General features: G+C 53.0%; 20 protein-coding genes and 4 riboswitches. Of the genes, 15 read left to right on the top strand and 5 right to left on the bottom strand.

Features of this window, described 5'->3' with window-relative positions; all coding sequences use genetic code 11:
* The first annotated feature begins 170 nt into the window (after window positions 1-170).
* The 11 genes from Psfp_RS11925 to Psfp_RS11875 all read left to right on the top strand — a co-directional run bounded on the left by Psfp_RS11925 (window position 171) and on the right by Psfp_RS11875 (window position 12,291).
* A complete protein-coding gene (locus Psfp_RS11925; protein ID WP_134218766.1) occupies window positions 171-392 on the top strand; it encodes a hypothetical protein in 222 nt (73 codons plus the stop codon).
* Window positions 393-590: 198 nt separating this feature from the next.
* A complete protein-coding gene (locus Psfp_RS11920; protein ID WP_134218765.1) occupies window positions 591-1,769 on the top strand; it encodes an ABC transporter permease in 1,179 nt (392 codons plus the stop codon).
* Window positions 1,770-1,805: 36 nt separating this feature from the next.
* Window positions 1,806-2,477: an ABC transporter ATP-binding protein gene (locus tag Psfp_RS11915; protein ID WP_134218764.1), complete on the top strand. Its 672-nt coding sequence runs from the start codon at window positions 1,806-1,808 to the stop codon at window positions 2,475-2,477.
* A 94-nt stretch (window positions 2,478-2,571) separates the two neighbouring features.
* A riboswitch (cyclic di-GMP riboswitch) is annotated at window positions 2,572-2,657 on the top strand.
* 80 nt (window positions 2,658-2,737) lie between these two features.
* Window positions 2,738-2,823: riboswitch (cyclic di-GMP riboswitch) on the top strand.
* Between the two features lie 114 nt (window positions 2,824-2,937).
* Entirely contained in the window at window positions 2,938-3,570 is a 633-nt protein-coding gene (locus Psfp_RS11910; protein WP_243120603.1) for a signal peptidase I, read from the top strand.
* A gap of 17 nt (window positions 3,571-3,587) precedes the next feature.
* Window positions 3,588-3,673, top strand: a riboswitch (cyclic di-GMP riboswitch).
* 93 nt (window positions 3,674-3,766) lie between these two features.
* On the top strand, window positions 3,767-4,633 hold the full coding sequence (locus tag Psfp_RS11905) for a hypothetical protein (RefSeq protein WP_153189528.1): 867 nt from the start codon (window positions 3,767-3,769) through the stop codon (window positions 4,631-4,633).
* Between the two features lie 195 nt (window positions 4,634-4,828).
* A complete protein-coding gene (locus Psfp_RS11900) occupies window positions 4,829-6,079 on the top strand; it encodes a hypothetical protein (protein ID WP_192895409.1) in 1,251 nt (416 codons plus the stop codon).
* A gap of 18 nt (window positions 6,080-6,097) precedes the next feature.
* On the top strand, window positions 6,098-6,625 hold the full coding sequence (locus Psfp_RS11895) for a signal peptidase I (RefSeq protein WP_134218761.1): 528 nt from the start codon (window positions 6,098-6,100) through the stop codon (window positions 6,623-6,625).
* Window positions 6,626-6,636: 11 nt separating this feature from the next.
* Window positions 6,637-7,698 (top strand): hypothetical protein, encoded by a 1,062-nt coding sequence (locus Psfp_RS11890; protein ID WP_134218760.1) that lies wholly within the window; start codon window positions 6,637-6,639, stop codon window positions 7,696-7,698.
* A gap of 11 nt (window positions 7,699-7,709) precedes the next feature.
* Window positions 7,710-8,315 (top strand): hypothetical protein, encoded by a 606-nt coding sequence (locus Psfp_RS11885; protein ID WP_153189527.1) that lies wholly within the window; start codon window positions 7,710-7,712, stop codon window positions 8,313-8,315.
* A gap of 17 nt (window positions 8,316-8,332) precedes the next feature.
* Window positions 8,333-9,124: a hypothetical protein gene (locus Psfp_RS11880; protein ID WP_134218758.1), complete on the top strand. Its 792-nt coding sequence runs from the start codon at window positions 8,333-8,335 to the stop codon at window positions 9,122-9,124.
* Between the two features lie 44 nt (window positions 9,125-9,168).
* Entirely contained in the window at window positions 9,169-12,291 is a 3,123-nt protein-coding gene (locus Psfp_RS11875) for a right-handed parallel beta-helix repeat-containing protein (RefSeq protein WP_192895408.1), read from the top strand.
* Between the two features lie 180 nt (window positions 12,292-12,471).
* On the opposite strand, the gene Psfp_RS11865 is transcribed toward Psfp_RS11875, so the two are convergent.
* The gene (locus Psfp_RS11865) at window positions 12,472-13,131 is read right to left on the bottom strand and encodes a hypothetical protein (RefSeq protein ID WP_153189526.1); all 660 of its coding nucleotides are present in this window, start codon (window positions 13,129-13,131) and stop codon (window positions 12,472-12,474) included.
* 667 nt (window positions 13,132-13,798) lie between these two features.
* On the opposite strand from Psfp_RS11865, the gene Psfp_RS11860 reads away from it, so the two are divergent.
* Window positions 13,799-15,415 carry a diguanylate cyclase gene (locus tag Psfp_RS11860; protein WP_192895407.1) on the top strand — a complete coding sequence of 539 codons (1,617 nt, stop codon included), beginning with the start codon at window positions 13,799-13,801 and terminating at the stop codon, window positions 15,413-15,415.
* Between the two features lie 176 nt (window positions 15,416-15,591).
* On the opposite strand, the gene Psfp_RS11855 is transcribed toward Psfp_RS11860, so the two are convergent.
* On the bottom strand, window positions 15,592-18,294 hold the full coding sequence (locus Psfp_RS11855; RefSeq protein ID WP_134218753.1) for a calcium-translocating P-type ATPase, SERCA-type: 2,703 nt from the start codon (window positions 18,292-18,294) through the stop codon (window positions 15,592-15,594).
* A gap of 283 nt (window positions 18,295-18,577) precedes the next feature.
* Between Psfp_RS11855 and Psfp_RS11850 the strand changes: the two genes are divergently transcribed.
* The 3 genes from Psfp_RS11850 to Psfp_RS11840 all read left to right on the top strand — a co-directional run bounded on the left by Psfp_RS11850 (window position 18,578) and on the right by Psfp_RS11840 (window position 22,942).
* Window positions 18,578-20,317, top strand: a complete 1,740-nt coding sequence (locus tag Psfp_RS11850; protein WP_243120606.1) for a PAS domain S-box protein — start codon at window positions 18,578-18,580, stop codon at window positions 20,315-20,317.
* A gap of 484 nt (window positions 20,318-20,801) precedes the next feature.
* The gene (gene galE, locus Psfp_RS11845; RefSeq protein ID WP_134218751.1) at window positions 20,802-21,788 is read left to right on the top strand and encodes a UDP-glucose 4-epimerase GalE; all 987 of its coding nucleotides are present in this window, start codon (window positions 20,802-20,804) and stop codon (window positions 21,786-21,788) included.
* Window positions 21,785-22,942: a hypothetical protein gene (locus tag Psfp_RS11840; RefSeq protein ID WP_134218750.1), complete on the top strand. Its 1,158-nt coding sequence runs from the start codon at window positions 21,785-21,787 to the stop codon at window positions 22,940-22,942. Before galE ends, Psfp_RS11840 begins: the two co-directional genes overlap by 4 nt.
* Here Psfp_RS11840 and Psfp_RS11835 read toward each other — a convergent pair.
* The 3 genes from Psfp_RS11835 to Psfp_RS11825 all read right to left on the bottom strand — a co-directional run bounded on the left by Psfp_RS11835 (window position 22,899) and on the right by Psfp_RS11825 (window position 26,185).
* Complete coding sequence (locus tag Psfp_RS11835; RefSeq protein ID WP_243120602.1) at window positions 22,899-23,798, bottom strand: DMT family transporter; 900 nt, start codon at window positions 23,796-23,798, stop codon at window positions 22,899-22,901. The genes Psfp_RS11840 and Psfp_RS11835 overlap by 44 nt on opposite strands.
* A 16-nt stretch (window positions 23,799-23,814) precedes the next feature.
* A complete protein-coding gene (ytvI, locus tag Psfp_RS11830) occupies window positions 23,815-24,909 on the bottom strand; it encodes a sporulation integral membrane protein YtvI (protein WP_192895405.1) in 1,095 nt (364 codons plus the stop codon).
* Between the two features lie 325 nt (window positions 24,910-25,234).
* Window positions 25,235-26,185 carry a nitronate monooxygenase gene (locus tag Psfp_RS11825; protein ID WP_134218748.1) on the bottom strand — a complete coding sequence of 317 codons (951 nt, stop codon included), beginning with the start codon at window positions 26,183-26,185 and terminating at the stop codon, window positions 25,235-25,237.
* Window positions 26,186-26,545: 360 nt separating this feature from the next.
* Window positions 26,546-26,715, top strand: a riboswitch (M-box (ykoK) riboswitch).
* Window positions 26,716-26,819: the final 104 nt, after the last annotated feature.

Genomic DNA, 26,819 nt, shown 5'->3' with positions numbered 1-26,819 from the left:
TTGTACCGTACTCATACCAGGCGAATTATTTGTGTTTTCAGGTTTTCGTTTTGAGCTCCTCTCAAAACTCGATCCGGTTTATTATAACTCCCAATAAACCGGGTCAATTTTTTCTTGTGGGGAATAATGTGTGATAGAGGCAATATAAATATGGAATAAGAAGATCTTGGATGATGATAAAAAACCTTTTAAACGGTGATCAGACTAAGATGAATAATGAGGTTAAGGTTGAAATAAAAAAACTCTTTAAAGAGATAATGGACGATTGGCTGCTGCAGGTTAATTATTTTATAGAAGTAGGCTCAATGGACCCTTTGCAGGCTGAACAAAAGGCGCTGCAAAAGTACAGAAGCTGGGCCAAACAACTTGAAACCCTGCTGAAAGACGATTAACGCCCTTTGTGATTGAAGGGCTTTTTTAATTCATCATTTCCAGCACGAAAGCAATGAGATTTTTCTTTTTCTTTTTGCGGATCATGATAAAATAGTAGCATCCTTTTCAGTAAATTATTGAAAATGTATATTCTTGTTTTCACAGCCGGATCCTGCCCGAAAAACCGGAGAAGAAAGAAATTTTAGGAGTTGTTGCCTTTGTCCCTGCTGCTGTTTTCCATCCGCAACGCTTTTCGCAAAAAAGCTGTGGCCGCCCTGGCGGTACTCGGGGTGGCCTTTGGCTGCGCCCTGATGACCTTCCTCTTTTCCGTGACGACCGGGATGGAGAAACGGGTGGAAACGACGTTTTCCAACCTGGCGGGCCAGATCACGATTACCCAAAAGGGTTCTATGTTCGGCGGCCTGCTGCAGGGTATCGGCTCCTCCTCTATTCCGGTTTCCTACATTGATATTATTAAGGACGTGCCCAACGTAAATAATGTGACGGGACAGGTTACAAACATCCTGCGACCGGCAGGGGCAACGATGGTCCTGCCGCTGTTCGGGTACGGAGTGAATGAAACGAGGACGGAGATCGGTCCTTTTCAGAGAATTATAGAAGGGACTGCGCCCGCCCGTGACGATGAGGTGGCAATCGGCAAGAGCCTGTTGGAGTACCTTGCGTTCTTAAACGTTACCTATCAAATCGGCGGCGTTTATACGTTTGAGGTCCCCGGTAAGGAAGCGGACAACCTGAACCTTAAGGTCGTCGGCGTTTACCGTACCGGCAACGAACTGCTGGACGGCGGTTTCAGCGGCACGGAGCAACTGGCCCGGGATATCGGCGGCCTGAAGCCCGGCAGTTTGTCGGCCATCAGCGCCCAGGTCGGGAGCATGGAATACGTCGAGGAGGCCGCCCGGGAGATTGAAGAGCGCCTGAGCGGGAAAAAGCCGGAGGTGCAGGTCGTGGCGCCGCGGGAACTGCTGCTCCCGCTAAACAGCGTGCTCCGCGTCCTGAAGCAGTTTTTCCTGGCGGTCTCATCTGTGGCGGTAGCGGCCGGCAGCCTTACGATCATGGTAGTGATGCTGCTGTCGGTGGTCGAGCGCAGGCGCGAGTTCGGCATTCTCAAGGCCCTCGGCTGGACTCCGTGGGACATAGCCTGCATGGTGTTGGTGGAGTCCATAACTTTAAGCCTGCTCGGCGCGGGGCTCGGGGTTGCCCTGGGGTACGGCGGACTGGTTGCGGTCAAGGAGTACCTGGCCATCGACATCGGCGCGCCGGGCTTAAGGGTGGCCGCGCTGGTTTGCGCCTGCGGCGTTCTGGTCGGCGCGGCGGGTGGCCTTTACCCGGCCTGGCGGGCCAACCGCGCCGCCCCGGCGGAAATCCTGCGTGGTTGACAACGGGGACGGCTTTTAGACGGAAGGAGTCTTTCGATGGCGGATATATTGATATCGCTTAGAAATGTGGAGCGTATTTACGGGCGGGGATCTTCCGCGGTCAGGGCGCTGTCTGTAGACCGGCTGGATATTGACCGGGGAGACTTTGTGGCCGTGACCGGCCCGTCCGGGGGCGGCAAGACTACCTTGTTAAATTTGCTGGGGGCGTTGGACCGGCCCAGCCGCGGCCGCGTCATGGTCGCCGGCAAGGATATCGCGGGTCTGGGCGAGGCGGCGCTCTGCCGCTACCGGCGGGAAAAGGTAGGCTTTGTTTTTCAATCCTACTGCCTGCTGCCCACCTTGAGCGCGCTTTCGAATGTGCTGGCCCCGTCAATACCTGAAGGATACGGCCGTCGCGCACGCGACCGCGCGCGGGAGCTGCTGCGCCGGGTGGGCCTGAATGGCGCCGAAAAGCGCCTGCCCGGCGAGCTCTCCGGCGGTGAACAGCAGCGGGTGGCCATCGCCAGGGCGCTGCTGTTGGACCCGGAGCTGATCCTGGCGGACGAGCCCACGGGGAACCTGGACTCGGCCAACGGCGCGGGCATCATCGAACTGCTGAAAAGTTTGCATCAAATGGGGAAGACGGTGCTGGTGGCCAGCCACGACCAGCGGGTGGCGGACGCCTGCGGCAGGGTCCTGCGTCTGGTGGACGGCTGTCTGGTTAGCTAACTCTTAGCTGTTTTTTGATATATTTCTTTAATAAAAAAATATTGCATATTGAGGTTGATTATAGTAAAATGACATAGGTAATATAGCAGTACATTTTTTTGCAGGGCTAACCCACCGAAAGGTGGGGGCGCAAAGCCGACGGACCTAAAGCATGGAAGCTAGGGTGGCTGGGTTGCTAATAAAGGTTGCAGCAACTTAGCCGTTTTTATTTGATCATTGAGTCAGAAAAAGAAGTCTTTTTCATAAAAAATATACATAAACTAATAATAGGGCTAACCCGCCGAAAGGCGGGGGCGCAAAGCCGACGGGCCTAAAGCATGCGAGCTAAGGCGGCCGGGTTGCTGATAAGCATTATTGCAACCCGGCTTTTTATTGTAAAAAGAAAAACATTTTATGTAGGAGATGGATAATTATGATAGAATAATTTACAATCTAAAATATTAACAGGGGGTTATTGGCAGTGGGAGAGGAAAAGGTGCCGAAAACAGCTTTGGGGAAAGCAATATCCGTTATTGGCGTCACTGTTTGTGCATTTCTTGTGCTGGTTTTGATCGTTAATGTGACGTTTATTATAAGGTCATACATATATCCGGATAAGGTCCCTGATTTTTTTGGGTATAAGCCCTTTATCGTCCTCTCCGGTTCCATGGAGCCGACAATTCTGGCGGGAGACCTCATTGTGACTAAGGTAGTAGCGCCGGAGCAAATTGTCAAAGACGATATTATCGCCTTCCGCGCCGAAAAGAACACGGTCGTTACCCACAGGGTGACCGACGTCCGGACTGAGGACGGTTTAACCTTCCTCACCAAGGGCGACGCCAACACCGGCGCCGACGCCAAGGCGGTGAGCGTGTCGGACCTGGAGGGCATCTACCTCTGGCGCGCTGCCGGGGTCGGCAGGTTTGCCATGTTCCTGCAGACGCCTCTCGGCATGCTGCTCTTTGTTATAACACCCCTTTGCTTGTTTATCCTTTACGATATAACGTCGCGCAACAGGCGCAACAGGAAAAAAGCGGACCGCGAAGCCCAGCTGGAAGCGGAGCTGGCGGCGCTGCGGGCGGCAAAGGGCGGAGATAAAAAAATTGAATTATAGTAGAATGTTAACACCGCTTGTTTTAAGGGCTAACCCGCCGAAAGGCGGGGGCGCAAAACCGACGGGCCTAAAGCAAATCAGCTATGGCGGCCGGGTTGCTGAAAGATAGCAACCCGGCCGTTTTTTTAATAAACGAAATATAATTGATTGATGAATTGAGAGGAGTGATGAGCGGCGCCAAGGTCAAAGCGGCAAAATGCACTCATATAGCACGGAAGGAATTTATCCAAAGAAACAGCCTAAAAAAATAAATGAGGGAAGGAATGATAAACCAATGAAAAACTCAAGCAAAACCGTCAGAGCCGCCGTACTGCTGCTGGTGCTCTGCATGATTTCCACAGCAATGATGGGCGGCACCTTCGCTAAGTATACCAGCGAGTATGCAGGGGCGGATACTGCCTTGATCGCAAGGTGGCAGTTTGAAGCTTTAGGCGGAACAAACGGGAACTCTCTCGCTTCTCTGGACAGTGCGGTGCAGCCTTTAGATTTATTCAGTCATCTTTATTCAACAAACATTAATGGACAAAACGGAGCAAACGGAGATTACATTATCGCTCCCGGCGTAAACGATGATTTTTATATTCAAATGACTTTCCTCTCGGACGTTGACGCCAAAGTAACAGTAGACTTTACGAATATTGGAAGCGCTGCCGGTCTTCCCATCGAATACCTGGTAGAGGGTTCAAGCAACTGGGTGAACGAGGCTGGTTTAGAGAATGAATTTGTAAAGCAGCTGGTCGCAAACACTAATACTAGTACACCTGGTACATTAGTAGCCGCAAACCCTGCAGACAATACCTTCACCTTCAAAAGATCCGGTGTAGCCGACGAAGACGCTCTCACAACAATTAAGCAAAAAGTAACGTGGAGATGGGCGTTTGACGCCGCTGAACAGGGAGATGATGCTGCACATACTGCTGCATTTGCATCAAATGATGGTACAGACACACTCTTTGGCGACAACTCTGCGGACGCCGCAACTCGTACTAGCTATGTTTTAAATGTTTCTGTCAAGGCAGAACAGATTGCGCCTGTATCCAGTCAGCCTGGATCTACTACGTAGACACACTCATCCGCCTTACAAGAGAGCTTCGGCTCTCTTACGGAAGACGCAAAGCGCGCGCATTTGCGTCTTCCGTAAGAGAGTTATATGAGAATAGCGCTGCAGCTACATTTCTTCCCAAAGAGAGTCATATAACAATAATTCTGCCGGCCTTAACTCTGCGACAGGGACCGGGGTGATATCGTGGATCAGGCGATGAATAGCGAGAATGCGGAGCGAAGGCGCAAAAACTTCATCCTGGCGGTCATCATCACCATCATCGTGGTGTACGCCGCCGTGCCGACCTACGGGATCATCCGTGACATCAGCACGGGCGGGCATGTTTTCGTTTTGCGATCAAACCTGCCCGATGTGCAGGTGAAACGCCCCGTCCTGGGGTTTATCGGCAGGCTGTATCACTTTTTTTCCCCGCAGGAGGAGGTTACGGTCCCTGTTGAGCAGCGCATTGATTTAATGGGCCGGGTTGTCTACACCGACGGGACACCCTTTGCCTACGGGCTCATTGAGTTCCGCAGCGACCCGCGCTATACCAGGACAGACAGCCAGGGCTACTTCATCTTTATTGACGTCGACGAGGGTTCCCATACCATCAGCGTCCTTGACGAAGCCGGCAACGTGCTTGCAAGCTGCAAGGTCGATATTGAAAGGACGACCGGGATCGAGGACGCGGAACTCGTCCGCCTCCCCGACGGTACCATTGTCTTTCAAGTGGCGGTGCATGTCAAGGTGCTGGAGATCACCATTTATCTTAAAAAAGGGGAGGACGGAAAGGCCACAGGTATTGACCGGATCGAGCTGGGAGCTGCTCCCAGGGGAACGCCGCAGTCAACCAACCCGGCCAACCCGGCCGATCTTGAGAATCCAGTCAATCCTTACAATCCTGTCAACCCGCCTGTGCAACCGGACACCCCTGTTCCTGCCGGCGGCGGTGGCAGTGGTGGAGATATCAGCGGTAGAGATAGCAGCGGTGGCGACGACGGTGGCGGATCGACGCCTTCACCTTTCGATTTTGACGTTTTGGACACGGCTACGACCGCCTCATACGGTACAGCCGGCGCGGTAAGCGTCAATATATTCGGCGCCAACAAGCGCATTGCCCCCGGCATGAGCGGCAGCTATAAGTTCACGGTGGATAACACAGGCAACAGGTACTCAACCTATTATGATGTAACCTTCACAGCGGCCGACACGCTTCCCGCGGCGCACAAAATCCCCATGCGCTTTCGCCTGAAAGCAGGCGACGTATACGTCGCCGGAAATGAGACGGTATGGTGTGCGCCGGAAGAGCTTTATCAGGACACGGCCGTGGCGGGCGGCAGGAATGTGAAATACACGCTGGAATGGAATTGGCCGGATGGCCCTAATGATAACGATTATGCCGCCTATGCCGGCAATCCGGCCTATTCTTACAGCCTTATGATCAAAGTCACAGCGCAAGCCGAGTAACAGGAGGCTTAAAACTTATTGAGACCAAAGCACAAAGAGATGTTGGTTAACTGTGTAAAGTATGTGCCGCTCGGGTTATTGGCGCTGCTGATCCTGATAAACCTCTGCCTGGGTGTCAATAAAGCCGTAACCCATGCTCCGGTGCCGAAGATTTTTGGCTTTTCGCACCTTGTTGTTTTATCCGGCTCCATGGAGCCGGCCATATATCCCGGCGATGTCATAGTGATCCGCGAGCAGGCTGCCGGTGAATACAAGGTCGGCGATGTCGTCACCTATTTACACGGGACAAACGCCTTTACCCACCGCATTGTCAGCGAGGAAAACGGCGTGTTTACCTTGAAAGGCGATAACAACAATGCCGCTGATGAATTTTTAACCGCCGACAGGTTTGCGGGTAAAATGGTCTTGCGGATCCCAAAAATCGGCCTGGCCGTTGTCGTCTCCAAAAAACCGGCAGGCATGGCGGCGCTGGTTTTGCTTTTGGTCCTTGGCGTTTATGGCGGGGACTTGTATCGAAAAGCCCGGGTAAGAATGCAACAAAAATGAGGTGATGATATATGAAGATCAGTAAAATACTGATGGCGCTTTTGGTGGCTGTAGTAATTACGTCTTCAAATATAGTATCATCGACCATGGCAAGATATACCGATGTGTATTCCGGCGGCGATGCGGCGCTGATTGCCAGATGGAATCTGGGGGCAAGAGGCGAAGATGATATTGACGGCGAGTTCTACAACAAGGGGTTTACCTTTGATTTATTTAATGGACAAAGTATTAAACCGATGGATTTCGGTGAGAAATCTTTTACCTTCAGAGGCGGCGGCTCCGATGTCGCCATGACTTATGATGTGAAAATGAACGCGGCCGACTTGATGCGGCTGACTACCGCGGAGACCAAAGCTACTATCGCCACCGAAGCAGGCCAGGATGTCTTCGCGCCCTTTATTTTCAAAATTACGGTGGAAATAAACGACGGCGCCACCGACACTGTTCCCAGTGTATTTTCTCCATATACCGGCTCGTCTCCATATTATGGCACGGGTTGGTTCAGGCCAAAGGACGTCGCTGCCGATCAGGACGGATATTTCAGTATTTTTTCGGGGACGCCCAACTTTTCCGCGGGCAGCAACGACGAGGTTACAATCACTGTTTACTGGCAGTGGAACACGTCCTATTATATCAATGACACCAATATTGCCGCAGTGACGGCGCCCCATGTGGTGACGGCGGATCCTTCCACGGAGATTGCCGGCAGATATCTGCCCTACTACCAGGACGCATATGATGAATATTACGGCCCGGGAGGCCTGCTGGACCGGTACAATGCCGCGGCAAACGCGGTCGAAGACTATTTGGCGGTCCACGGAAGCCCGAACGCCGACGGGACCTGGCCCCCGCATGATATTGATGCGGATACGCCCTGCGCCCTGTCGGATGCCGAGCACTTTGCGCAATACCATGGGCTGATCCTGGCTGCCAACGACGCTTTGACCGCCTGCCAGACCTCTCTTTTGGCGGCCTATGACGATTACGATACTTTTGCCGTCAACGCCCTGCAGGCCAGGGAATCGGTTAAGGTGCTGTTCCGCGTCAGCGGGGAGCAAATAGCGCCCCAATAACAAAACCACCCATGATAGATATGAAAGGCGCGCCGGAAATGAGAGCAAAGCGGGAAAAGAGACTGAAGCTGAATATAAGGTTAAAGCAGTTGTATTACTGTTTTATATACCTGTTTATCGTGTCGCTTGTGGTTACAGGTGTTTCATTTTCACGCTTCAGCTCGGTGATAAACAATACAGGCGCTGAAAACAGCAGTGATCCGGGTTCGGGTCCGACGACGCCGGATATTGAGTTTTCAACATGGGCTATCGACTATGAAGCCGCCACGTTTTATTTCAACGACATGGCGCCCGGAGATACAAAAACTATTGCGATATGGATAAGCAACAAGAACAGCTCCGGAACGGTCAGCGGCTATAACCAGGACGTTACCCTGGAACTGAATACCACCGGCAACCTCCCTTTAAACTACACGCTGCAAAAAGAGGGGGGAGCCGCCGTTGCCTTCAACCGTCTCGGCAACCGTTATGTCAGTGAGAGCCAGCCGTTCACGGCCAACGTGGAAGAAACAAAGGCTTATGTACTGACGGTCTCCTGGCCGGGCGGGAGCAATCATTACCGATACAGAAACGAGATAGATTATATCGTACTGAAGCTTACAGCCGTGCAGGCATAATAAAAGGTGGATAAATCATGCGCAGCAAGCGACTTGATCCGGCAAAGGTTTACCCGGCAAAAAAGCTGAAATTAACGGTTGTTGCCATCGCCGCGGCTTTGTTGATCGGTTCCTTTTACACGATTACATGGGCGAGCTATATTTATTCGGCCGTTATGAAAACATATATCGCCACCGCCGAGGGCGACTTTTATTTCACCAGCGACCTTTTGACAGACGCGGCGGACGTACCGGTGTATCATATCACGCACGACTGGCATACGGCGGCGACGATCGGCTTTGAGCTCAGGAATTATGAAAATCAGCTCAATGTTTCGGATCGACAGATCACATATACCGCCGCGGCTTCACCGTCGGGCAGCAGCGTCAGCGGCGCAATTGACCCGGCCGGTCCGGTCGGACAGAGCCAGGCAGTCAGCCTGACTGTGCCTGCGCCGGCCAACACGGGCGCGCCCCTGGAAGTGCTGGTGACCGCCGCCTCGTCTTATCCCTATGCCAAAACGTTGTGGGGCAGGTTTATCATCTCCCCTGCTGTTTCCTATACTGTAGCGGAAAACACAGGCTCGCCTGTGGCCGCCCTGAAAATTACACTGGCCCAAAGCGCGCAGCAGGCCCGGGCGGTAACCATTACCTGGCAGGACGGCGCCGCTCCCGACATGACCAACCCCATCGTGCTCAACGCGACAAGTATCGATTTGGCAAATAAAACTCTTACGACTTCTCTCAATACGGCGGCGCTCTATGAACTGGTTTTTTTTAAGGACAGCGCGGCGTCCGACTACACCGGCGTGACGGTAACAGGAGCCTGATGATGAAGCGGCGCAAATGTCACTTGCCAATAGGAGCAAAAACTATGGAGAAAAAACTAAAATTCACGATAATAGCTGTCCTTTTATGCTGTGTGGCGCTTGTTTTGCTGTACAAGAGCATAACCGCCGAGGCCGTAAGCCCTTTATGGAACGGCGCCGTTGCCTCCGCCTTCGCCGGCGGGACGGGAACGGAGACGGATCCCTATTTGATCAGCGACGGCGCGCAGCTCGCCTATTTTTCGCAGCGGGTCAACAGCGGTATAACCTATGCGGGACAGTACATCAAGCTCACCCAGGACATTCTCTTAAACGAGATGAATCAAGACGGTACCTTCGTGTCAGGGAATCCGAAAATGTTCACGAGGATCGGAAACTCGAACAAAAGCTTTCAGGGCCATTTTGACGGTGACGGCAAAGCAATAATCGGTTTGTATATCAATAAAAACGGATGGAACGATAGCTGGATTGGGCTGTTCGGCTACGCCGCCGGCGGCAGTGAGATCAAAAACGTAAGCGTCTCGGGCAGCGTCAAAGGCGGCATATACACAGGGGCTGTGGCTGGCTACACGAACGGCGTGATCGCCGGCTGCGCCGTTAACGCTAAGGTAACTGCCGTACAGAGCCACAACGGGGGCATAACCGGATATGCGGATACCGGCAGCACAATAACCAACTGCACCGTTTCAAGTAACGTGCAGGGAAGGCACTATGCAGGCGGTATAGCCGGCTACACGGACGGCGTGATCACCGGCTGCGCCGTCAATACCTCGGTAAACGCGTCAGAAAATTACGGGGGGGGCATAGCGGGTTACGCCGCGGTTAACAGCGAAATAAGCGGCTGCACGGTTTCAGGAACCGTAGAGGGCAGAAATTATGCCGGCGGTGTGGCCGGCTGGACTGATGCGGGTATAACGGACTGTACCGTCAACGGCACGGTGACAGCTTCAAATGAGTATGCGGGGGGTATAGCCGGATGTGCCGCCGGCGCTGCCAATGAAATAACTAACTGCAGTGTTTCAGGAACCGTGCGGGGACGGGAGCTTGTAGGCGGTGTGGCCGGTAAGACATATCAGAATATAACGGATTGTACCGTCGACGGCATGTTTGAAGCTTCAAATGATTATGTTGGGGGAATAGCCGGATACGCTGCCGGCCAAAGTATAGTGAGTGATTGTTCTGCTGCTGGAAATGTTACGGGCCATTCCAATGTCGGCGGCGTGGCCGGCAGGATAGATGCGACGGTAACAGGATGCAGCAGCGGCTGCACGGTGACAGGGAGTGAAAAATCTATCGGCGGTGTGGTGGGGTATGCCGGCACGGGCAGCGAAGTGAGCAATTCCTCTTCTTCGGGGAATGTGTCGGGAAGAGCGCAAGTCGGCGGTGTAGCGGGGTATGCCGGCACGGGCAGCGAAGTGAGCAGTTCCTCTTCTTCAGGAGATGTATCGGGAAAAACGGAAACCGGCGGTGTGGTCGGCTTCACGGACGGCCTTGTATCGGTTTGTATCAACGATGGCGGCACTGTAACAGGGGTAGATGATTGCATAGGCGGCATAGCCGGCAAGGCGGGCAGCAACAATACCGTGAGCAATTGTTTAAATTCAGGGGCGGTATCCGGAAATAACATGATCGGAGGCATAGTGGGCTCCGGAGACTGGTCCGCCGACGGTTCCGCCATACACAACAATTTGAGTATCGGTGAAGTGACGTGCAGTAGTTGGGGGAAAATGGGAGGAATAGTAGGCTACGCGCAATCCGATTTAACCCCCGCGCACGCTTGGCACAACTATTACTACAACGCTTACAACAACGCTCCGGGGGGAACGGACGAAGGCGATGTCGATATCGACGATATGGACGGCGCGGTGCCCATCGGGGATATGACCTGGGAAGAAGTCATCGAGCATTTGAACGATAACAACCCTGCGGGCGATGACGTATGGTCGGAGGATGAGAATGGTATCCCGGTGCCCGGAATATTTGTGCCGCACGATGCAGTGGAAATTTTAAACGCAAACATAAAAGAAGGCAGGCATTATACCGCCGCGCTGCTGGGAACCGGCACGTCGGCGGCCGTCACTTCGGACAGTGTTTTTACGGCGGCCTTCAGTATGCGTTATAACGAAACCTATCACCTGGAAACCCAAACCATTGGCCTGGCAAATGAAGGGACGGTGGTCCCGCTGCCGGCCAATACCTCGATTATTATGCTGGTTGACGGTGTGTACTATTATAAAAACCTTGCGGCGGAATTGGGAACAAGGCTGGCGCTGAGTGAATTTATAAAGATGGGCAGCGCAACGGAAAACTATGCGCCTGCAGAACCGGTACCGGCTGGAACTGAAAAGGAATACCTGTTTATCTTTGATTTTTCCCAAACAGCGCCTGGCATCGCCCCCGGCGCCTACAAAGTGGAGCTCCTGACCGCCGCCGGCACTTCTGCGGGCGCTATGCCGTCTGTCACGGTGTCGGGCGTCAACACCTATTCGCTCACCGCAAGCGGGGAAAACGGCTCGGTTCATATCAACCTTTCCAGGACGCCGGTTGAAGGCTATGACTATAAGACCGACGGGAAGAGTTACGCTTGTGAATTACAATTGGAACAGGGCGGAGTAACGGTGCCTTTTCCTATAGGCGCGAAGATCAATGGAGCCGCCGTTACCTCAATCCTGCCTTATGCCTTTACGGCGGCGGCGTTTGGCGATAATAACGTTTCCATTGATATGTCTGGTTGTGCGGCTCCGCTTGCCCCGGGGAGCTATGATCTCCGGATGAAGGCCTATGCCTGTACAGCTGCTGCGACTCCCCGCGACGGCTATCTGCTGGCAGGCGGCGGGACCACCCTGGCGGTGGCGGCGCCCGGCCAATACGCCATCAGAGCAAGGGCCGCGGCAAGAGTCTTTGACAAATCGGCTGCCGCCGTCCCGGTCGTTTTTAACATAGAGACGCTGGGTTCCGGCGCTGTAAAGTCGACCCTGCAGCGCAAATACGGAGCGTCTTATGTCAATATGGCCGGCCAGACGGACCTGCCGGTTGCTGTCACCGGCGGCGGGGCCACCCTGACCGTCCCCGCCGGCTGCGAAAACGGGACCTACCGCTTTGTGCTGACACTCTACGACAATAATGCCGCCCCGAGAGCGCAGTCCTCAGAAAGCGTAATTATTAAGTAAATAAAAAAGAGGAAGCAGGGGGACGGTTCTTTTGCTTCCTTTTTTTTCGAAAAAAGGAAGCAAAAGAACCGTCCCCCTGCTTCCAAGAACCGTCCCCCTGCTTCCAAGAACCGTCCCCCTGCTTCCAAGAACCGTCCCCCTGCTTCCAAGAACCGTCCCCCTGCTTCCTTCCTTCGAAAATCAGGGCTTGGCGGAGAGGATTTGGCCGGCACGGTCGCTCTTTGCGGCGTCATAGGCGGCTCTGGCCCTGACGGCCGCGTCCACCGGCAAGGAGTTTGCCCGCAGCTCGTTCTCGAAGGCGTCCAGGATGGCGTACATCTTTGCGTCGCACTCGGCCTCGAGGGCTTGGCCGGCGGCGTAATACTTGTTGGTCAGCGGTGTGATATCGGCATTGGGGTCGGCTTTTTTGGCCGCCTGGTAATCTGCGACGGCGGACGCCAGCAGGCTGTTTAACCTGCCTTCGTAGCTGGAGCCGGTGGACTGCAGCCTTGCTGTGTATTTCTGTTCGATTTGGGCCTGCAGGGGATTTTGCGCAGGGGAAGTCTGCGGACCGGACGTTTCCCCGCCGTCGCTGTCGCTGGAAGCTCCGCCTGTTGAGGAGGTCGGGCCCCTGTCGTCGCTGCCGCCGGAAGCTTTGCCTGTTGAGGACGCCGGGTCCCCGCCGTCGCTTGTTTCGCTTCCGCCCGGAGCGGATGTCTGCGTGCCGGGAGGGCTTTGCTGCTGATGCTTCGCCTGGTTGTAAAAAAACACTGCCGCACCTAGAGAGGCAGCGGTAATCAAGATAAGGACCGTGATTAGCAGTTTTCTTTTCATCATCAAGAAGCCCTCAATTCTTTTCAAGGTAGTTGCCCACGCGCTGTCGCGGCGCCGCGTATCATGAAAACACAAGCTGATGCAGGCGCCATTTTAATCGGATTCACATATTCATATTTTAGCATACTTTTGATACCTACAAAGACGGCTGCCTGTTCGTATCTAAAAATAAAAGGTTGGAAATGGAGGGCGGCCATGCCGGCTATTCTTAGGGAACAGGCTTTTTGGGCAGCGATCCTGGTTGCGGCCTATGTGCTGTTTGTATGGAAGTGCGACTTTTTGTTTGTTTAGCTGGTGTAATCCTAAGTAGTTTTCTTTTTCATTGAGTATGGACCGCAAATATTTGTTTGGGGCAGGGACAAAGTGTTTTAAACATTTTACCTGCCCTAAAATGTTTTTTAATATATTATTCTTTAGTATGGCAAATTCGAAAACATTGTCGATATTAAGCTGTATGTATCATATTTTAGTCAATTCACCAAAAAGGATAATTTATCTAGCATATTGAATAAACAATTAGTGTATTTTACAAAGAACTCATCTATCGACAAAAAACAATGTTTTATATGCTTTCCAGTCCTTTCACGCTCATTTTCTGCAAAAATTAACGACAGGCTCAGGGCCATACCAAACAGTGAAAGAAGTGAACCAAATGCTGTCTGTATGGATAGATTTTTATCTTTTCTGCATATTGTTGGCACTTTTCATTTATGCGCTAACGGTAAACAACATCACAACCCTGCACAAAGCATATTTAGCCTTTCACTCTTTGATGATGCTGTGGCCGATCTGTAATTTCATCATTAACATAACCCCTGATCAACAGCTGCAGTGGTTTTTTCTGAATGTGGCGTTCATTGGCCTTAGTTTTTTGGGCTTCGGCTGGCTGATGTTCTCTTTGGTGTTGACCAGGAAATTTCACGGTTTGAAAAGGTCCTTTTTTTACCTGTCGGCAGCGCCTGCCGTCCTGTGCTCAATACTGGCGACAACCAACCCATGGCATTTCATGTTTACGCAATCAAGCGGCGGCGGATGGGCGGTCCGTACATACGGCTCTTTATTCTGGTTCTTTTTTATCTCCGGTTTGGGCTATTTATTAGTTTCCACCGTCTTGATATTTAAGACTGCTGTAAATGCGGCTGAAGGCAACATGAAAAAGCAGGTATCTCTTTGCATGTGGGGCGTTGTAATCTTAATGATATTTTCTCAATTGGATATTCTTTTTAACGTGGCGTTTTTCCCGCTTTTCGGGGTTGTCCCCGGTTTGACTTCCTTCGGGATTGTATTGTCGGCCGTTTGTTTTGTAATCGCAATCAATAAGTACGACTTGTTCCGGATTGTAAACATCGCCCAGCGTGAGGTTATAGACAGCATGGCTATAGGCATGTTCGTCATAGATAAAGACGGAATAATTCTTGATCTTAACAAGAGCGCAACGAGATTTTTAAAGACGCAGGCAGGCCGGAATTTCGAGATGAAGGACCTCTTACAGCTTTCGGAAGCAGACGGCCCCGATAGTATTTTTTTGGAGGAGTATAATACCAACAAATTAAAAAGTCTGCAAGCCGAAGTGAAAATCATAGGTGAGCAAACTTTGCATGTATCCATTCATGTGTCTCCGGTGCTTGACGGCAAAAAAAATCTTTTGGGACGGATCATAACTTTGAATGACGTTACCGAATTGCGTAGTTTGCTCGAGCAGAATAATGAAAATAATGCGATCCTCCGGCAGCAAAACGAGGAATTATTGCGGATCCAGGAAGAGCTTTACGACGTTAATAAGAAACTTGAAAAGGCTACGATAACAGACGATTTGACTGATTGTTACAACAAGCGATACTTGATGCAGCAGTTGGCGTACGAGATTTTGGTTTCTCAGCGTTATAATATTCCATTTTCAATCTTGCTTATAGATGTAGATAATTTTAAGCTTATCAACGACGCGTACGGACACCTGATCGGAGATAATGTCCTGCGCAGTGTTGTTGAGGCTATAAAAAGCAAGCTCCGCCGTTCGGATATTCTGGCCAGGTTCGGAGGGGATGAATTTATCATATATGTGCCGAACACGGATAGGAAGGGCGCTTTTATCCTTGCCGAAAAAGTGAGAAGCGCCATAGAGAACCACTGGATCAGTTCCTCCAGAGGGGATTTGCGCGTAACTGTCAGCGTCGGCCTGATCAGTATCAAGGCCGAAGCCGGGATATTCGGCAGCCCTGAGAACTTTTTGGAAGAGCTGCTGGCGCGGACGGATCGGGCGCTTTATGATTCCAAGGCAAACGGGCGAAACTGTGTGGTGTTTGCGGAATGACAGATGAGGTTTGTGTAGTATGTATAAAAAAATGCACAAAAACATTATTTATTTATGAGTTTGCGTCAATAGAAATGTTTATCTGTTTGCGATAATATGATAATGCAGTAATGTTTTTGCCATTTATTCTCTTTCCTCCTGCCTTTTGGGGTGGGATTTTTTTTTGCCCTAATCACTCAGGCCCCGGGTACGGTGGTGCGCCTGAGCCGCAGCTTGCTTATTTCAACGAGGATCAGCGGGATTAAACTTAAGCCAAGGACAAACGCCCAGTCGGAGGGCCGGAGCATGGCGGTGTCAAATACGCTTCTCAGAAACGGTGTCAGGATCACGATGAACAGCGCCGCGGCTGATACCACGAACGCGTAGATCATACTGCGGTTGCTGCCTAACCCTAAGGTAAACAGAGACTGCTCCGCACTCCGGACGTTAAAGGAATGCGCCAGCTGCGACATGGCCATGGTAACAAAGGCCATGGTGTGCGCTTCCTGCAGGGTCCGGCCCCAGCGCAGAGCGAGCCAGTAAGCCGCCAGGGAGAGGACCCCGATCATAAGGCCCTGCCATAAGATCATGGCGCCTACACCCCCGGAAAATATACCCTCTTTGGGATTCCGGGGAGGCCTTTCCATGATCCCCTTTTGGGGCGGTTCCAGACCAAGGGCGAGGGCGGGAGGCCCATCGGTAACCAGGTTCAGCCAGAGGATCTGGATCGGGCTTAAAGGGCTCCCCAAACCAAGCAGCAGGCTCGAAAAAATGGCGGCGATTTCTCCGGTATTGCAGGAAAGCAGGTACTGTATGGAACCGCGGATATTGTTATAGATGGTCCGGCCTTCCTCCACAGCCTGTACAATAGTTGCAAAATTATCGTCCTGCAGGACTATGTCCGAGGCTTCCTTGGCCACCTCAGTGCCGCTGATCCCCATGGCGGCGCCGATATCGGCCCTTTTTAGCGCCGGGGCGTCGTTGACCCCGTCGCCGGTCATTGCTACAACATGGCCGTGGTATTTCAACGCCTCCACGATACGCAGCTTGTGTTCGGGGGATACCCTGGCGAAGACTGCAACCCGGTTTACCGCTCCTTTTAATTGTTCTTCATTCATTTGTTCCAGTTGGTCGCCGGTCAGGCTGCCGTCACCCGGCTGCAGCATCCCCAGTTCTGCGGCGATGGCCGCGGCTGTATCCCTGTGGTCACCGGTGATCATGATCGTGCGGATGCCTGCCCTGCGGCACCTCGCCACCGCTTCTTTGGCTTCAGGGCGGGGGGGGTCCTGCAGGGCGAAGAAGCCGATGAGAGTCAACTCCCGCTCAGCATTTTCCGGCGCCAGGCTCCAGGGGACTTCCTGCCACCGCCGGGTGGCGAGCGCCAGCACACGCCGCCCCTGTGAGGCGAACCGGGAATTAATTTCTAACAGCTCCCTGCGTTTTCCCTCATCAAGTACGATAGTGTCCTCCCGCAGCAGCACGTGCGTGCAGCGTTGGATAACCACATCCGGCGCCCCTTTGGTGAAGGAACGGATAAACCCTTCCATGCGGTGGAAGGTTGTCATCATCTTGCGGTCCGAATCAAAGGGGATCTCGGCGACCCGGGGGCTTGTTTGACGCGACGCCTCTCTGGTCAAGCCTGCTTTGGCCGCGGCTACCACCAGCGCCCCTTCGGTGGGATCTCCAATTACCTGATAACCTTTTTCCGTAGCTTCCACTTGGGCGTCACTGTTTAAAAGGCCGCCAAGCAGGGCTAAATTCAGGCTGCCGCCGACCGCGGGCGAGACCTCGGAGCCGTCCTGGTCTAAAAGCTTCCCTTCAGGCGCGTAGCCGGTTCCGGTTATTTGAAACATCCTGCCGTCCGCGTAGACAGAGGTAACAGTCATTTCATTTTTCGTCAGGGTGCCGGTTTTGTCGGAGCAAATCACGGTCGCCGTGCCCAGGGTCTCCACAGCCGGGAGCTTTCTGATAATCGCCCTCTGGCGGCTCATCCTGGTCACGCCCAGGGCCAGCACAATGGTTACGACCGCGGGCAGCCCCTCGGGGACTGCCGCGACGGCAAGGCTGATGGCCACCATAAACATTTCCAGCAAATTTTCGCCGCGCCAAAGCCCGATCGAGAATACCAGCGCCACGATAGCCCCCGCGGCAAGCCCCAATATTTTACCCAGCTTGGCCAAACGCTGCTGCAAAGGAGTTGGTTCTATCTCCGCCTCGTCAAGCAGCCGGGCGATCCGTCCCAGCTGGGTCTTCATGCCTGTTTCCACGGCAACCGCTTTGGCTCGCCCGCCGGTTATGGTGGCGCCCATGAACAGCATGTTCTTCCGGTCCCCTAAGGAGACCTGCCCGGCCTTAATCACTTCCGGATCTTTTTCCACCGGCACGGACTCTCCGGTCAGGGCTGATTCGTTGGCGCGCAGGGAGGCGGCCTCGATCAGCCGCAAGTCGGCCGGGACCGAATCACCCGCGTCCAGTAATACCAAATCACCTGGGACCAATTCCTCGGCGTTCATCTGGATAACCTTGCCGTCCCGCACCACTTTGGTGGACGGCTTGGTCAAGTCCTTCAACGCTTTGAGGGCATGTTCGGCTTTGTTTTCCTGAATGACGCCGATGATGGCGTTAAGGATGACGATGATCAGGATTACGACGGCGTCCTCCCATTCGCCGAGGATGCCCGAGATGACTGCCGCGGCGAGCAGGATCAACACCAGGATTTCCTTCAGCTGGCCGGCAAACATGGATAACAGGCCGCGGGGAGGCTTTTTTTTCAGGGCATTGGGTCCGTGGACCCGCAAACGTTCAGCTGCTTCGATGGCCGAAAGCCCTTGTCCGGGGTTGGTCCCGAGTGCATCGCAGGCTTCTTGAGCCTCAAGAAAATACCACTTCTTATCTTCCATATACCCTCCGGCAATTAGGGGATGTCTGTCTATACTATAATTATGGCTTATTTCCGTCATATTTAAAGAAAGATTTATAGAAAAAAGGCAAGAACAACGAGCCGTCCCATACAGGTTAATTGTAAATTAAAATAATTGATGTATTTTGTAGTATTTTGTAGAATATTTTGTATTAGCATTAGGAAGGAATTTATGGCCTGCTTGTGAAATAAATAATTTGTTAGTTAAAGCAGTATAACGTCGATAGCGGCAGAAAGGCATGGTGGGATCTGGATTGAGCATTATGAGTGGCTTTTGCCAGATCAGCCCGGCAGGGTTATGTGTCTATTCAAATGAACAAACCAGCAGTATTACGGGCTATTCTTCAGAGGAAATGCTGGGTATGGGGTGGGTGAAGGCCATCCACCCGGAAGATCGGCATAGAGTTGTTGCCAAATGGAAAAAGTGCAATGCCAACCGGGACACTCTTGGAACTAGTTTCCGGTTGTTGCGCAAGGATGGTGAAGTAGTCTGGGTGATCGGACAAATTGCGCCCTTTCTGGCCGAAGACCACAGAGTCCTGGGGTATATAGCTACTCTTTCTGACGTCACCGGCAGAAAAAAGGCTGAAAAAGCGCTGCAGTTGTCTGCGGAAAGGTTCTCCAAAGCCTTTAATGCCAGCCCAAGCATGATGGCTATATACAGGCTTGCGGATGACAGGTTTGTTGACGCGAATAACAGCCTTTTAGAGGCTGCCGGGTATAGCCGCGCAGAGTTCGTAGGGCGTACGGTTACAGATTTACCGTTTTGGGTGGAAGAAAAGACTCGCAACAGTATAACCGGCCTGCTGCAGGGAAAGGAAGCGGTGCATAATCTCGAAGGCCGTTTCTTGACCAAAACAGGTGAAGTCCGCATCGGGCTCGTGTCGGCGGAGGTAATTGAACTGAACAGTGAGCCTTGCATGTTTGTAGCGATAAATGACATTACTGAACAAAAACGGGCAGAAGCAGCTATAGAAGTAGAACGCCGGAGGTTGTTTACCGTCCTGCACAATCTGCCTGCCAACATTGCGCTTGTAGAACAGGATTATTCCGTCCGTTTTGCCAACAACTACTTCTGTGAGAGTTTTGGTGAGTCCTCCGGCAAGTACTGTTATGAGGCTCTTTATGGAAGAAAAACACCGTGTGAGGCCTGCCGGATAGATAAGATTTTTCAGGAACGGGTTTCATGTAAATGGGAGCAGGTCCATAACGGCCGCCCCTACCAGTTATACGGGTATCCCATTCATGATATTGACGGGACTCCGCTGGCTTTAACTATGTCTATCGATATTTCCGAACTCAAGCAGTTGAAGGAAGAAATGCTGCGGCTGGACCGGCTGAACCTGATCGGCGAAATGGCGGCCGGCATCGGACATGAAATCAGGAACCCGATGACCACCGTGCGGGGTTTTCTGCAGTTTCTGGGGGCTAAGAAGGCGTGCGCCGGGTATAAGGACTTTTTTGACCTGATGATCGAAGAACTGGACAGGGCGAACGCCATTATCACGGAATACCTGTCCCTGGCCAAAAACAAAAACATCGAGCTGAAGGAGCAAAACCTTAATTTTATCGTGAAAAGCTTATTCCCGATTATACAGGCCGACGCCATGCTGGCCGACAAGTATGTCGCATTGGTGTTGGGGGATATACCGGCTTTACCCCTGGATGAAAAAGAGATCCGGCAATTGATCTTAAACCTTGCCCGCAATGGGCTGGAAGCCATGGTGCCCGGCGGCACTCTCACAATCAGGACGTATAACGACGCCGACAAGGTCGTTTTGGAGGTGCAGGACAAGGGACAGGGTATCGCCCCTGACGCGCTTAAAAAACTTGGGACGCCCTTCTTTACCACCAAGGATAAAGGCACAGGCCTGGGGCTGGCGGTGTGTTACAGTATTGCGACCAGACACAAGGCCAAGATTGAGGTGAAAACCGACTCCGGGGGATCAATTTTTGTTGTGCAGTTTCAAAGGAAGAGCCCGGTAGCGCCTCAGATGAATTAACACGCAAGCAGCCGCATGAGCATGATGAATAACAGAGCCGCTGTCTCCGGTAAGGGACAGCGGCTCTGCGTCTGCATGGCCTGTCAACCATCGCACAAAAGCGCGTCGCGCCGGCGCCGAACTTGTGGCAGCCAATGTTGCATTTGTGGGGATGTCGCTGCGTATGCTGTTCCCTTATTTTCAGTGTAGGACTCGTTTTTTTTGTTGTTTTTAGCCTGTCCCGCCGGGGGATAAGCCGCGCGTTTACAGCGTTAAGGGCGGCGGCCCCCTTTCATAGAAAGTCGAGGCCGCCCTATGGTTGGAGGATCATAGCGATCCCGGTCATATTTTCCATTAAATGTAAAATTGTCCGGCCAGGAAGCGTTATGGTATAATTTGAGCACAACATCAGAGTAATCCTTATTCTTCCAATCAGGGATTTGTTATCCCGGAAAAGTGATGTTTCGCATGAAATAATTTTATAACAATGAAAAGGGGTAGAACAATGAATATACTGGTTACCGGGGGGGCCGGCTATATCGGCAGTCACACCGTTCGCGAGCTTGTTAACAGGGGTCACCAGGTGGTAGTGTTGGACAACCTCACCAGGGGACACCAGGCTGCCGTAAAGGAAGGATTCCTGGTAAAAGGGGACACTTCCGACAGAGCTCTTTTGAAGCAGCTCTTTGCGGAGTTCGAGGTGGATGCCGTCATGCATTTCGCGGCCAGCAGCCAGGTCGGCGAGTCGGTCCGGCTTCCGTCGGACTACTACCACAACAACGTGGTCAAAGGCCTGAACCTTCTGGACGCTATGGTTGAGTCGGAGGTCCGCTATCTGGTTTTCTCTTCTACGGCGGCGGTTTACGGGGAACCGCGGGAGGTCCCCATACCGGAGTCCCATCCCGCCAACCCTACCAACCCCTACGGGGCAACCAAGCTGGCGCTGGAGGGCGCTATGCGCTGGTACGGCGACGCCTACGGCCTGCGCTGGGCCTCTCTGCGCTATTTCAACGCTGCGGGCGCCGATCCGGAGGGAGATATCGGGGAAGACCACACGCCCGAGACGCACCTGATTCCGCTGGTGCTTAAGGTTGCCCTGGGACAGATGCCCCACCTCGAGGTTTACGGTAATGATTACCCCACCCCCGACGGGACCTGCGTGCGCGACTATATCCACGTCAACGACCTGGCCCAGGCCCATATCCTGGCCCTGGACGCGCTGGCCGGGGGAGCCCCTTCCAGCGCTTACAACCTGGGCAACGGCAACGGCTATACGGTCCTGGACGTGATCAGGACAGCCGGGGAAGTGGTGGGCAGGACCCTGCCTGTCAAATTTACGGCCAGGCGGCCCGGTGACCCGGCCATGCTGGTGGCCGGATCGGACAAGATTAAGAGCGAACTGGGCTGGCAGCCTCTATATCCAGGACTGAAAGACATCATTGAAACTGCCTGGCGCTGGCACCTCAGTCACCCCCAGGGCTTTGAAAAGTGAACAGGGCAGTGAGGCGCGGCCTTTTTGTTGTATTAACCATCGCGGTCGGTCTCCTGGCCGCCTTTGACGGCAGCCGGGCAGCCAACCCGGTTGCTGGACCTGCGGCGCTGGAAGAGCGCAATGAGGCCGTAAACAGGCTGGCGGGGCTGAATGAGCAAGAAAGAGCGCTGGTAGCGGAACTCCTGGATTGGGATGTCAGGATAGAGGCCGCGCGGCAGGAACACGAGCGGCTCACCGGTGAAATCCCGGTGGTGCGGCAGGCCCTGGCGGATTCCGAGGCCGGTTTGCAAGTGACCCGCGAGCAGTTGCGCGCGGGCCGGGACAGGCTTGGCCAGTGGGTCAACTTTCTGTACCGCTACGGTCCCGTTGCCTACCTGGAGGTGATCCTGAGTGCGGTGGATTTTAACGACTTTGTAGCAAGGGCGGAATCAGTAAAGACCATCATTATCAGTCAGGTAAGGTTGCTCGAAGAGGTCAGGGACCTGCAGCGCCGCCAGGAGGAGCAGGCGGAAACCCTGCGGCAGGCGCAGGCCGGACTTACGGCCAAAACCACGGCCCTGTCTCAAAAGCTTGTCGAAATGGACCGTGACCGGGCCGGGCGGGAAGCTTTTCTGGCGGATCTCAGGCAGCAGTCGACGGGCTTGGCCGACGAGGTGCTCCAGTCTGAAACTGTCCTTTATCAGTCAATTACTTCTCTGCGCTACCTGTTGTCTCACCTGAACACGCTGCCCTGGAACAGCTTGTCTCCGGAAAAATTTTCGCTGAGCGGGAGAGGTCTGCGGATAGAGTTCGCGGACCAGGAAATAAATAAGGTTTTTTTTGGACAGGATGACCCGAACCTGGCCTCGCTTTCCGTGCGCTCTTCCAGTGGGTTGTTTGCCATCTCCGGCCGCGCTGAAGCCGCTGGTACCGATTTCAGGATGGAAGGCGCCTTTGTGCTGGACGGGGACGGTAAGGTCCGCTTTCAGCCGGCTCGCGTGCTGCTCGCGGGACTGCCGGTAACCAGTGAAGTGCTGAAATATATAGCTTCAGAGCAGAGCCTGTCCGTTGACCTGGGTGATCGCACGCGGGGCTACCGCCTCACAGATATCCGTTCCGAAGAAGGCAAGCTCATTGTGGAACTCTATCAACCGTCCCTGCCGCCTGGACCATGATTACGGCGGCGCATACCAGCGCGCCGCCCAGCACCTGCAGGGGAAAGAGGGCCTCGCGCAGGAAAAGCCAGGCTACCACCGCTGCGATGACCGGCTCCAGCGTGCTGATGATGCCGGCCTTGACGGGGTCCAGGTATTTTAAACCGAGGATGAAAAAGCCGTAAGGCAGGATGGTGGCAAAAACGACGATGTACAGAAAAAACAACCAGTTTGTAATGGAATGCCCGGCCATAGCCTGCCAGGGGGGCAGGTAAAAGCTCCACAACAGGGACCCTGCCGCCGACCCGTAGGTCAAGACTGTCCAGGAGTTGTGGCGGGCCAGACCTTTTTTGCTGTAGATGCTGTAAAAGGCGAAGCCGCAAGCCGAGACCAAACCGCTGATGAGCCCGGCCCGGTTGACCGTCAGGCCGCCGCCCGGGCTTCCGTTGACGATAAACATACCGCCGCAGACGGCCAGGAAGAGGGCGAGGACCTTAAAAAAGTGGGGCCGTTCCTTCAAAAAGACCATACCGTACAGGGCAGCCAGGACCGGGGCCAGGTATTCGAGAAATACGGCGGTGGCTACGTTGGTCTGGCTGATGGTGAAAAGATAAGCAAACTGTACCAGAGCCACGCCGAAACACCCGAAAGTAAGGAAGTAGGGAATATCCGACAGTGATATCCGCAGCAGGGAGCGGTTTGTCGCGGCCAGGTAGAGAAATAAAAGGACAAAGGAAAAGAAAAGCCTGATTGCGGTAAGATCAAAAGGACTAACCTGCTGGTTGAAGATGTGCTTGGCGACCGAACCGGAGACGCCCCACAGGGACGCCGCCAGGACTATCAATAGCAAGCCGCGCCATTCTTTAGATATTAACAAACCTGTGCCCCTCTCTCTATAACTCGTTTTCTTCGCATTTGGGCTCTTTGCGGAAAAGCCAGGCGAAGGCCCTGGCCTTTTGCAGGGTATTGTAGGTAATCACGACGAAAGGTCCAAGAATGAAGCCATACACCCCTACCAATTCGTAGCCCACATAGAGAGAAATCAGCACGCTTAAGGGGCTGATCCCGATATTCTCACCCAATACCTTGGGCTCCAGGGAGTGCTTGATGACAACCACCACGGTGAAAAGGATCGTCAGGCTGATGGACAGGGAAGTGTTGCCGGCCAGCAGGGTGAGGGTTATCCAGGGAACGAAAAGAAGCCCCACGCCCAGCACCGGGATCGGGCTGAGCAGGCAGCCCAATAGTGAAAGCAGCACGACGTAATCCGTCTTAAGAATAATCAGCCCCGCCAGGATCACCAGCCCGGTGATGGCCGAGAGGATCAGCTGGGCCTTGATAAAGCCGATGGAGGCATGGTAGATGTCATCCGACATAACCTTGATTTTGCCGTGGTATTCCTGAGGGATAGCTGAGGCGAGCCTGCTCTTAAGTTTCAGCAGGTCCATGCTCAGGAAGAAAGTGGCGATAATGGCGATGACCAGGATCAGCATCATGTTGGGCAGGTGGGAAACCAGCTTGAACGCTTCACCGGCCAGCATGGAAAGGTAGTCGGAAAACGCCTCAGCCAGCTTTTGCGCGTTGCGGTCGAGCTGGTGGACGAATTGGGGCGACAGGCCCTCGGTATAGTAATTGAGTTTTAGAGTCAGGTGTGAGACGTGGGCCGATATAATCTTGGTGTAGTGGGGTAAGTTGTACAGAAACTTGGTCAACTCAACTACTATTTTGGCAATGGCCAGGGTGGTGACAGTCACAAGAGAACCGACCGTGACCAGCATGGCTATAGCCGTGGCCGCCCAGCGCGGCAACTTCAGCCGCAATAACAGGTCTACCAATGGCTCCATAATCACGGCGAGAATAAGCCCCAGAAGAAACGGGAGCAAATAGGGGATAACCAGTTTAAAGGCAATTACAGCGATCAACAGGGTGGTGATGAATAAGCCGATATTAATAATAGCGTTCAAGTGTTTCCTGTAAAACTCCTGCAACTGATGATCACCCCACCTAATTATACACGGGCGCAGGTTGAATTTCTTGTGAAAATGTCGAGGAAGATTAAAAATCCGGTAATTTGGCTTCACCCTGAAAACATTTCGGCCGCTACAATGTTGCTCAAATCAGGTGCGAATAAATTCGCACCCGCATTTAGGGATGAGGGGTTGATGAAGTCTTTAACCTTGTTGATAAACCGGCGCCCGTGGCCCTCTTTTTCAAATCATGAGCACCTGCCAGCAGGTGGTTTTCGTTATACAACAAAACGGCCGGCTGCTGAACAGCCGGCCTTGCCTTTGCGCAACTTAATGCGGCGCTCCCTTAATCGGGCTCAGCCTCGTACTGCGTTATTAGATTATCGAATATCCTCTGCACCGGCAGGATATCTTTGATCTGGCTCACGTTTTTGCCGGCGAAGACCACGCCTTTGTCAATCATGCCCAGTCGCGCGTTCTCCAGCGCCTGGATAATGCAGTACTCTCTGGAACAATCCTTCAGGCACAGTTCACATCCCTGGATCGGGGCGGGGCAGCCGCCCATCACATCGCTCACAAAGGGATTGCGCAACGCCCGGCCCGGCATGCCGACCGGGCTCCGGATAATCATTACGTCTTCCGGGTGGGCCTTCAGGTACATTTGTTTAAACGCGTCCGACACCGCGCATTCCAGGCTCAAGACGAAGCGCGTGGCCATTTGGACACCGCTGGCGCCCATCCGCATGACCCTGGCAATGCCGCTGCCGTCTATAATACCGCCGGCGGCAATCACCGGAAGCTTCACGTTGGCGACAATTTCCGGCAGGATTTCAAAGATGGAGCGGTCGGTGCCCAGGTGACCGCCGGCCTCGGCTCCTTCGGCCACCACCGCCGAGGCCCCGGACTTTTCGGCTATTTTAGCCAGCTTGCTGGAAGAAACTATGGATACAATCGGCACTCCGGCGTCCGCGCCCCATTTGAAAATATCGCGCGAGAAGCCTGCGCCGGTGATGATAAGGTCTATTTTTTCATCTATGGCTTCATGCACCAGAGTCGCAAATTGCCGGACGGCAAACATGATGTTGATCCCGATAATACCCTTGGTCAGCCGCCTGGCCTGCCTGATTTCGTTTTTTAATTCCGCCACCGACATCCCGGTCGCTGCTATGATCCCGATCCCGCCGGCGTTGGCAACTGCCGCCGCCAGGGGGGCCGTGGAAACCCGTATGGCCATGCCGCCTTGTATAATAGGATAGCGTGGAATCAGGTTGCCGATTTTTAGCTGTGGAAATTTCATGTTTATGCCTACTCCCTTTGTAGTCCTGATTAGTGCTTAGAACCATAACACATATTTATTTTAACAAATATAAATTAAAATGCAAAAATTTGCTCCAAGTCAATTCAGTTGAATTCCTTAATACTGTCATTATGATGTTATTCGAGGTAAATTGAAGTAATCCTGTACGAGAAAGGAAATATTTCTTATTAATCATCATAGAAGTTAAAATTCATTCGTTAAAGCAGCGCAGCAAAGAATGGAAACATGCAAGTATGGTGTGTTAGCTCCAGGTTTTAAGAGGAGTTAGCCTTAAAGGGTAAACTTTTTCCACTGTCGGGTTGACTCCACATGCTTTGTGGATTTATACTGTATACAAAGAATATTCCTCGTTAGGTGAGGCTTCTGCATAGATCACACGCCACTGCCCGGAAATGTCGAGAGACGCCTACGGGTTAACAGGTACTGCCGGATTAAGGCTTTACTTAATGTGGCTGAGGGTGGTTCCTCTAGCTATGTACGTGCCAAAGCTCAAACGGGTGGGGACAATATGGGTCTTTTTATTTTATGACAAAAACTTCCCTACTCGCGGGGAAGTTTGCTTTTTGTAAACACTCATTTCAGGAAATCTGGGTAATATATGATGAGGGGGTGA

The organism is Pelotomaculum sp. FP (assembly GCF_004369245.1).
Lineage (GTDB): Bacteria > Bacillota > Desulfotomaculia > Desulfotomaculales > Pelotomaculaceae > Pelotomaculum_C > Pelotomaculum_C schinkii.
Note: the sequence above shows the minus strand (reverse complement) of the source record. Positions and strands in the feature narration are given on the sequence as shown.

Bases quoted from the DNA above. Each gene is read 5' to 3' on its own strand.
- galE (WP_134218751.1), top strand. From the start codon at position 20,802: ATGAATATACTGGTTACCGGGGGGGCCGGCTATATCGGCAGTCACACC.
- Psfp_RS11915 (WP_134218764.1), top strand. From the start codon at position 1,806: ATGGCGGATATATTGATATCGCTTAGAAATGTGGAGCGTATTTACGGG.
- Psfp_RS11855 (WP_134218753.1), bottom strand. From the start codon at position 18,294: ATGGAAGATAAGAAGTGGTATTTTCTTGAGGCTCAAGAAGCCTGCGAT.
- Psfp_RS11880 (WP_134218758.1), top strand. From the start codon at position 8,333: ATGCGCAGCAAGCGACTTGATCCGGCAAAGGTTTACCCGGCAAAAAAG.
- Psfp_RS11850 (WP_243120606.1), top strand. From the start codon at position 18,578: ATGAGTGGCTTTTGCCAGATCAGCCCGGCAGGGTTATGTGTCTATTCA.
- Psfp_RS11900 (WP_192895409.1), top strand. From the start codon at position 4,829: ATGAATAGCGAGAATGCGGAGCGAAGGCGCAAAAACTTCATCCTGGCG.
- Psfp_RS11885 (WP_153189527.1), top strand. From the start codon at position 7,710: ATGATAGATATGAAAGGCGCGCCGGAAATGAGAGCAAAGCGGGAAAAG.
- Psfp_RS11825 (WP_134218748.1), bottom strand. From the start codon at position 26,185: ATGAAATTTCCACAGCTAAAAATCGGCAACCTGATTCCACGCTATCCT.
- Psfp_RS11875 (WP_192895408.1), top strand. From the start codon at position 9,169: ATGGAGAAAAAACTAAAATTCACGATAATAGCTGTCCTTTTATGCTGT.
- Psfp_RS11890 (WP_134218760.1), top strand. From the start codon at position 6,637: ATGAAGATCAGTAAAATACTGATGGCGCTTTTGGTGGCTGTAGTAATT.
- Psfp_RS11925 (WP_134218766.1), top strand. From the start codon at position 171: ATGATGATAAAAAACCTTTTAAACGGTGATCAGACTAAGATGAATAAT.
- Psfp_RS11905 (WP_153189528.1), top strand. From the start codon at position 3,767: ATGCACTCATATAGCACGGAAGGAATTTATCCAAAGAAACAGCCTAAA.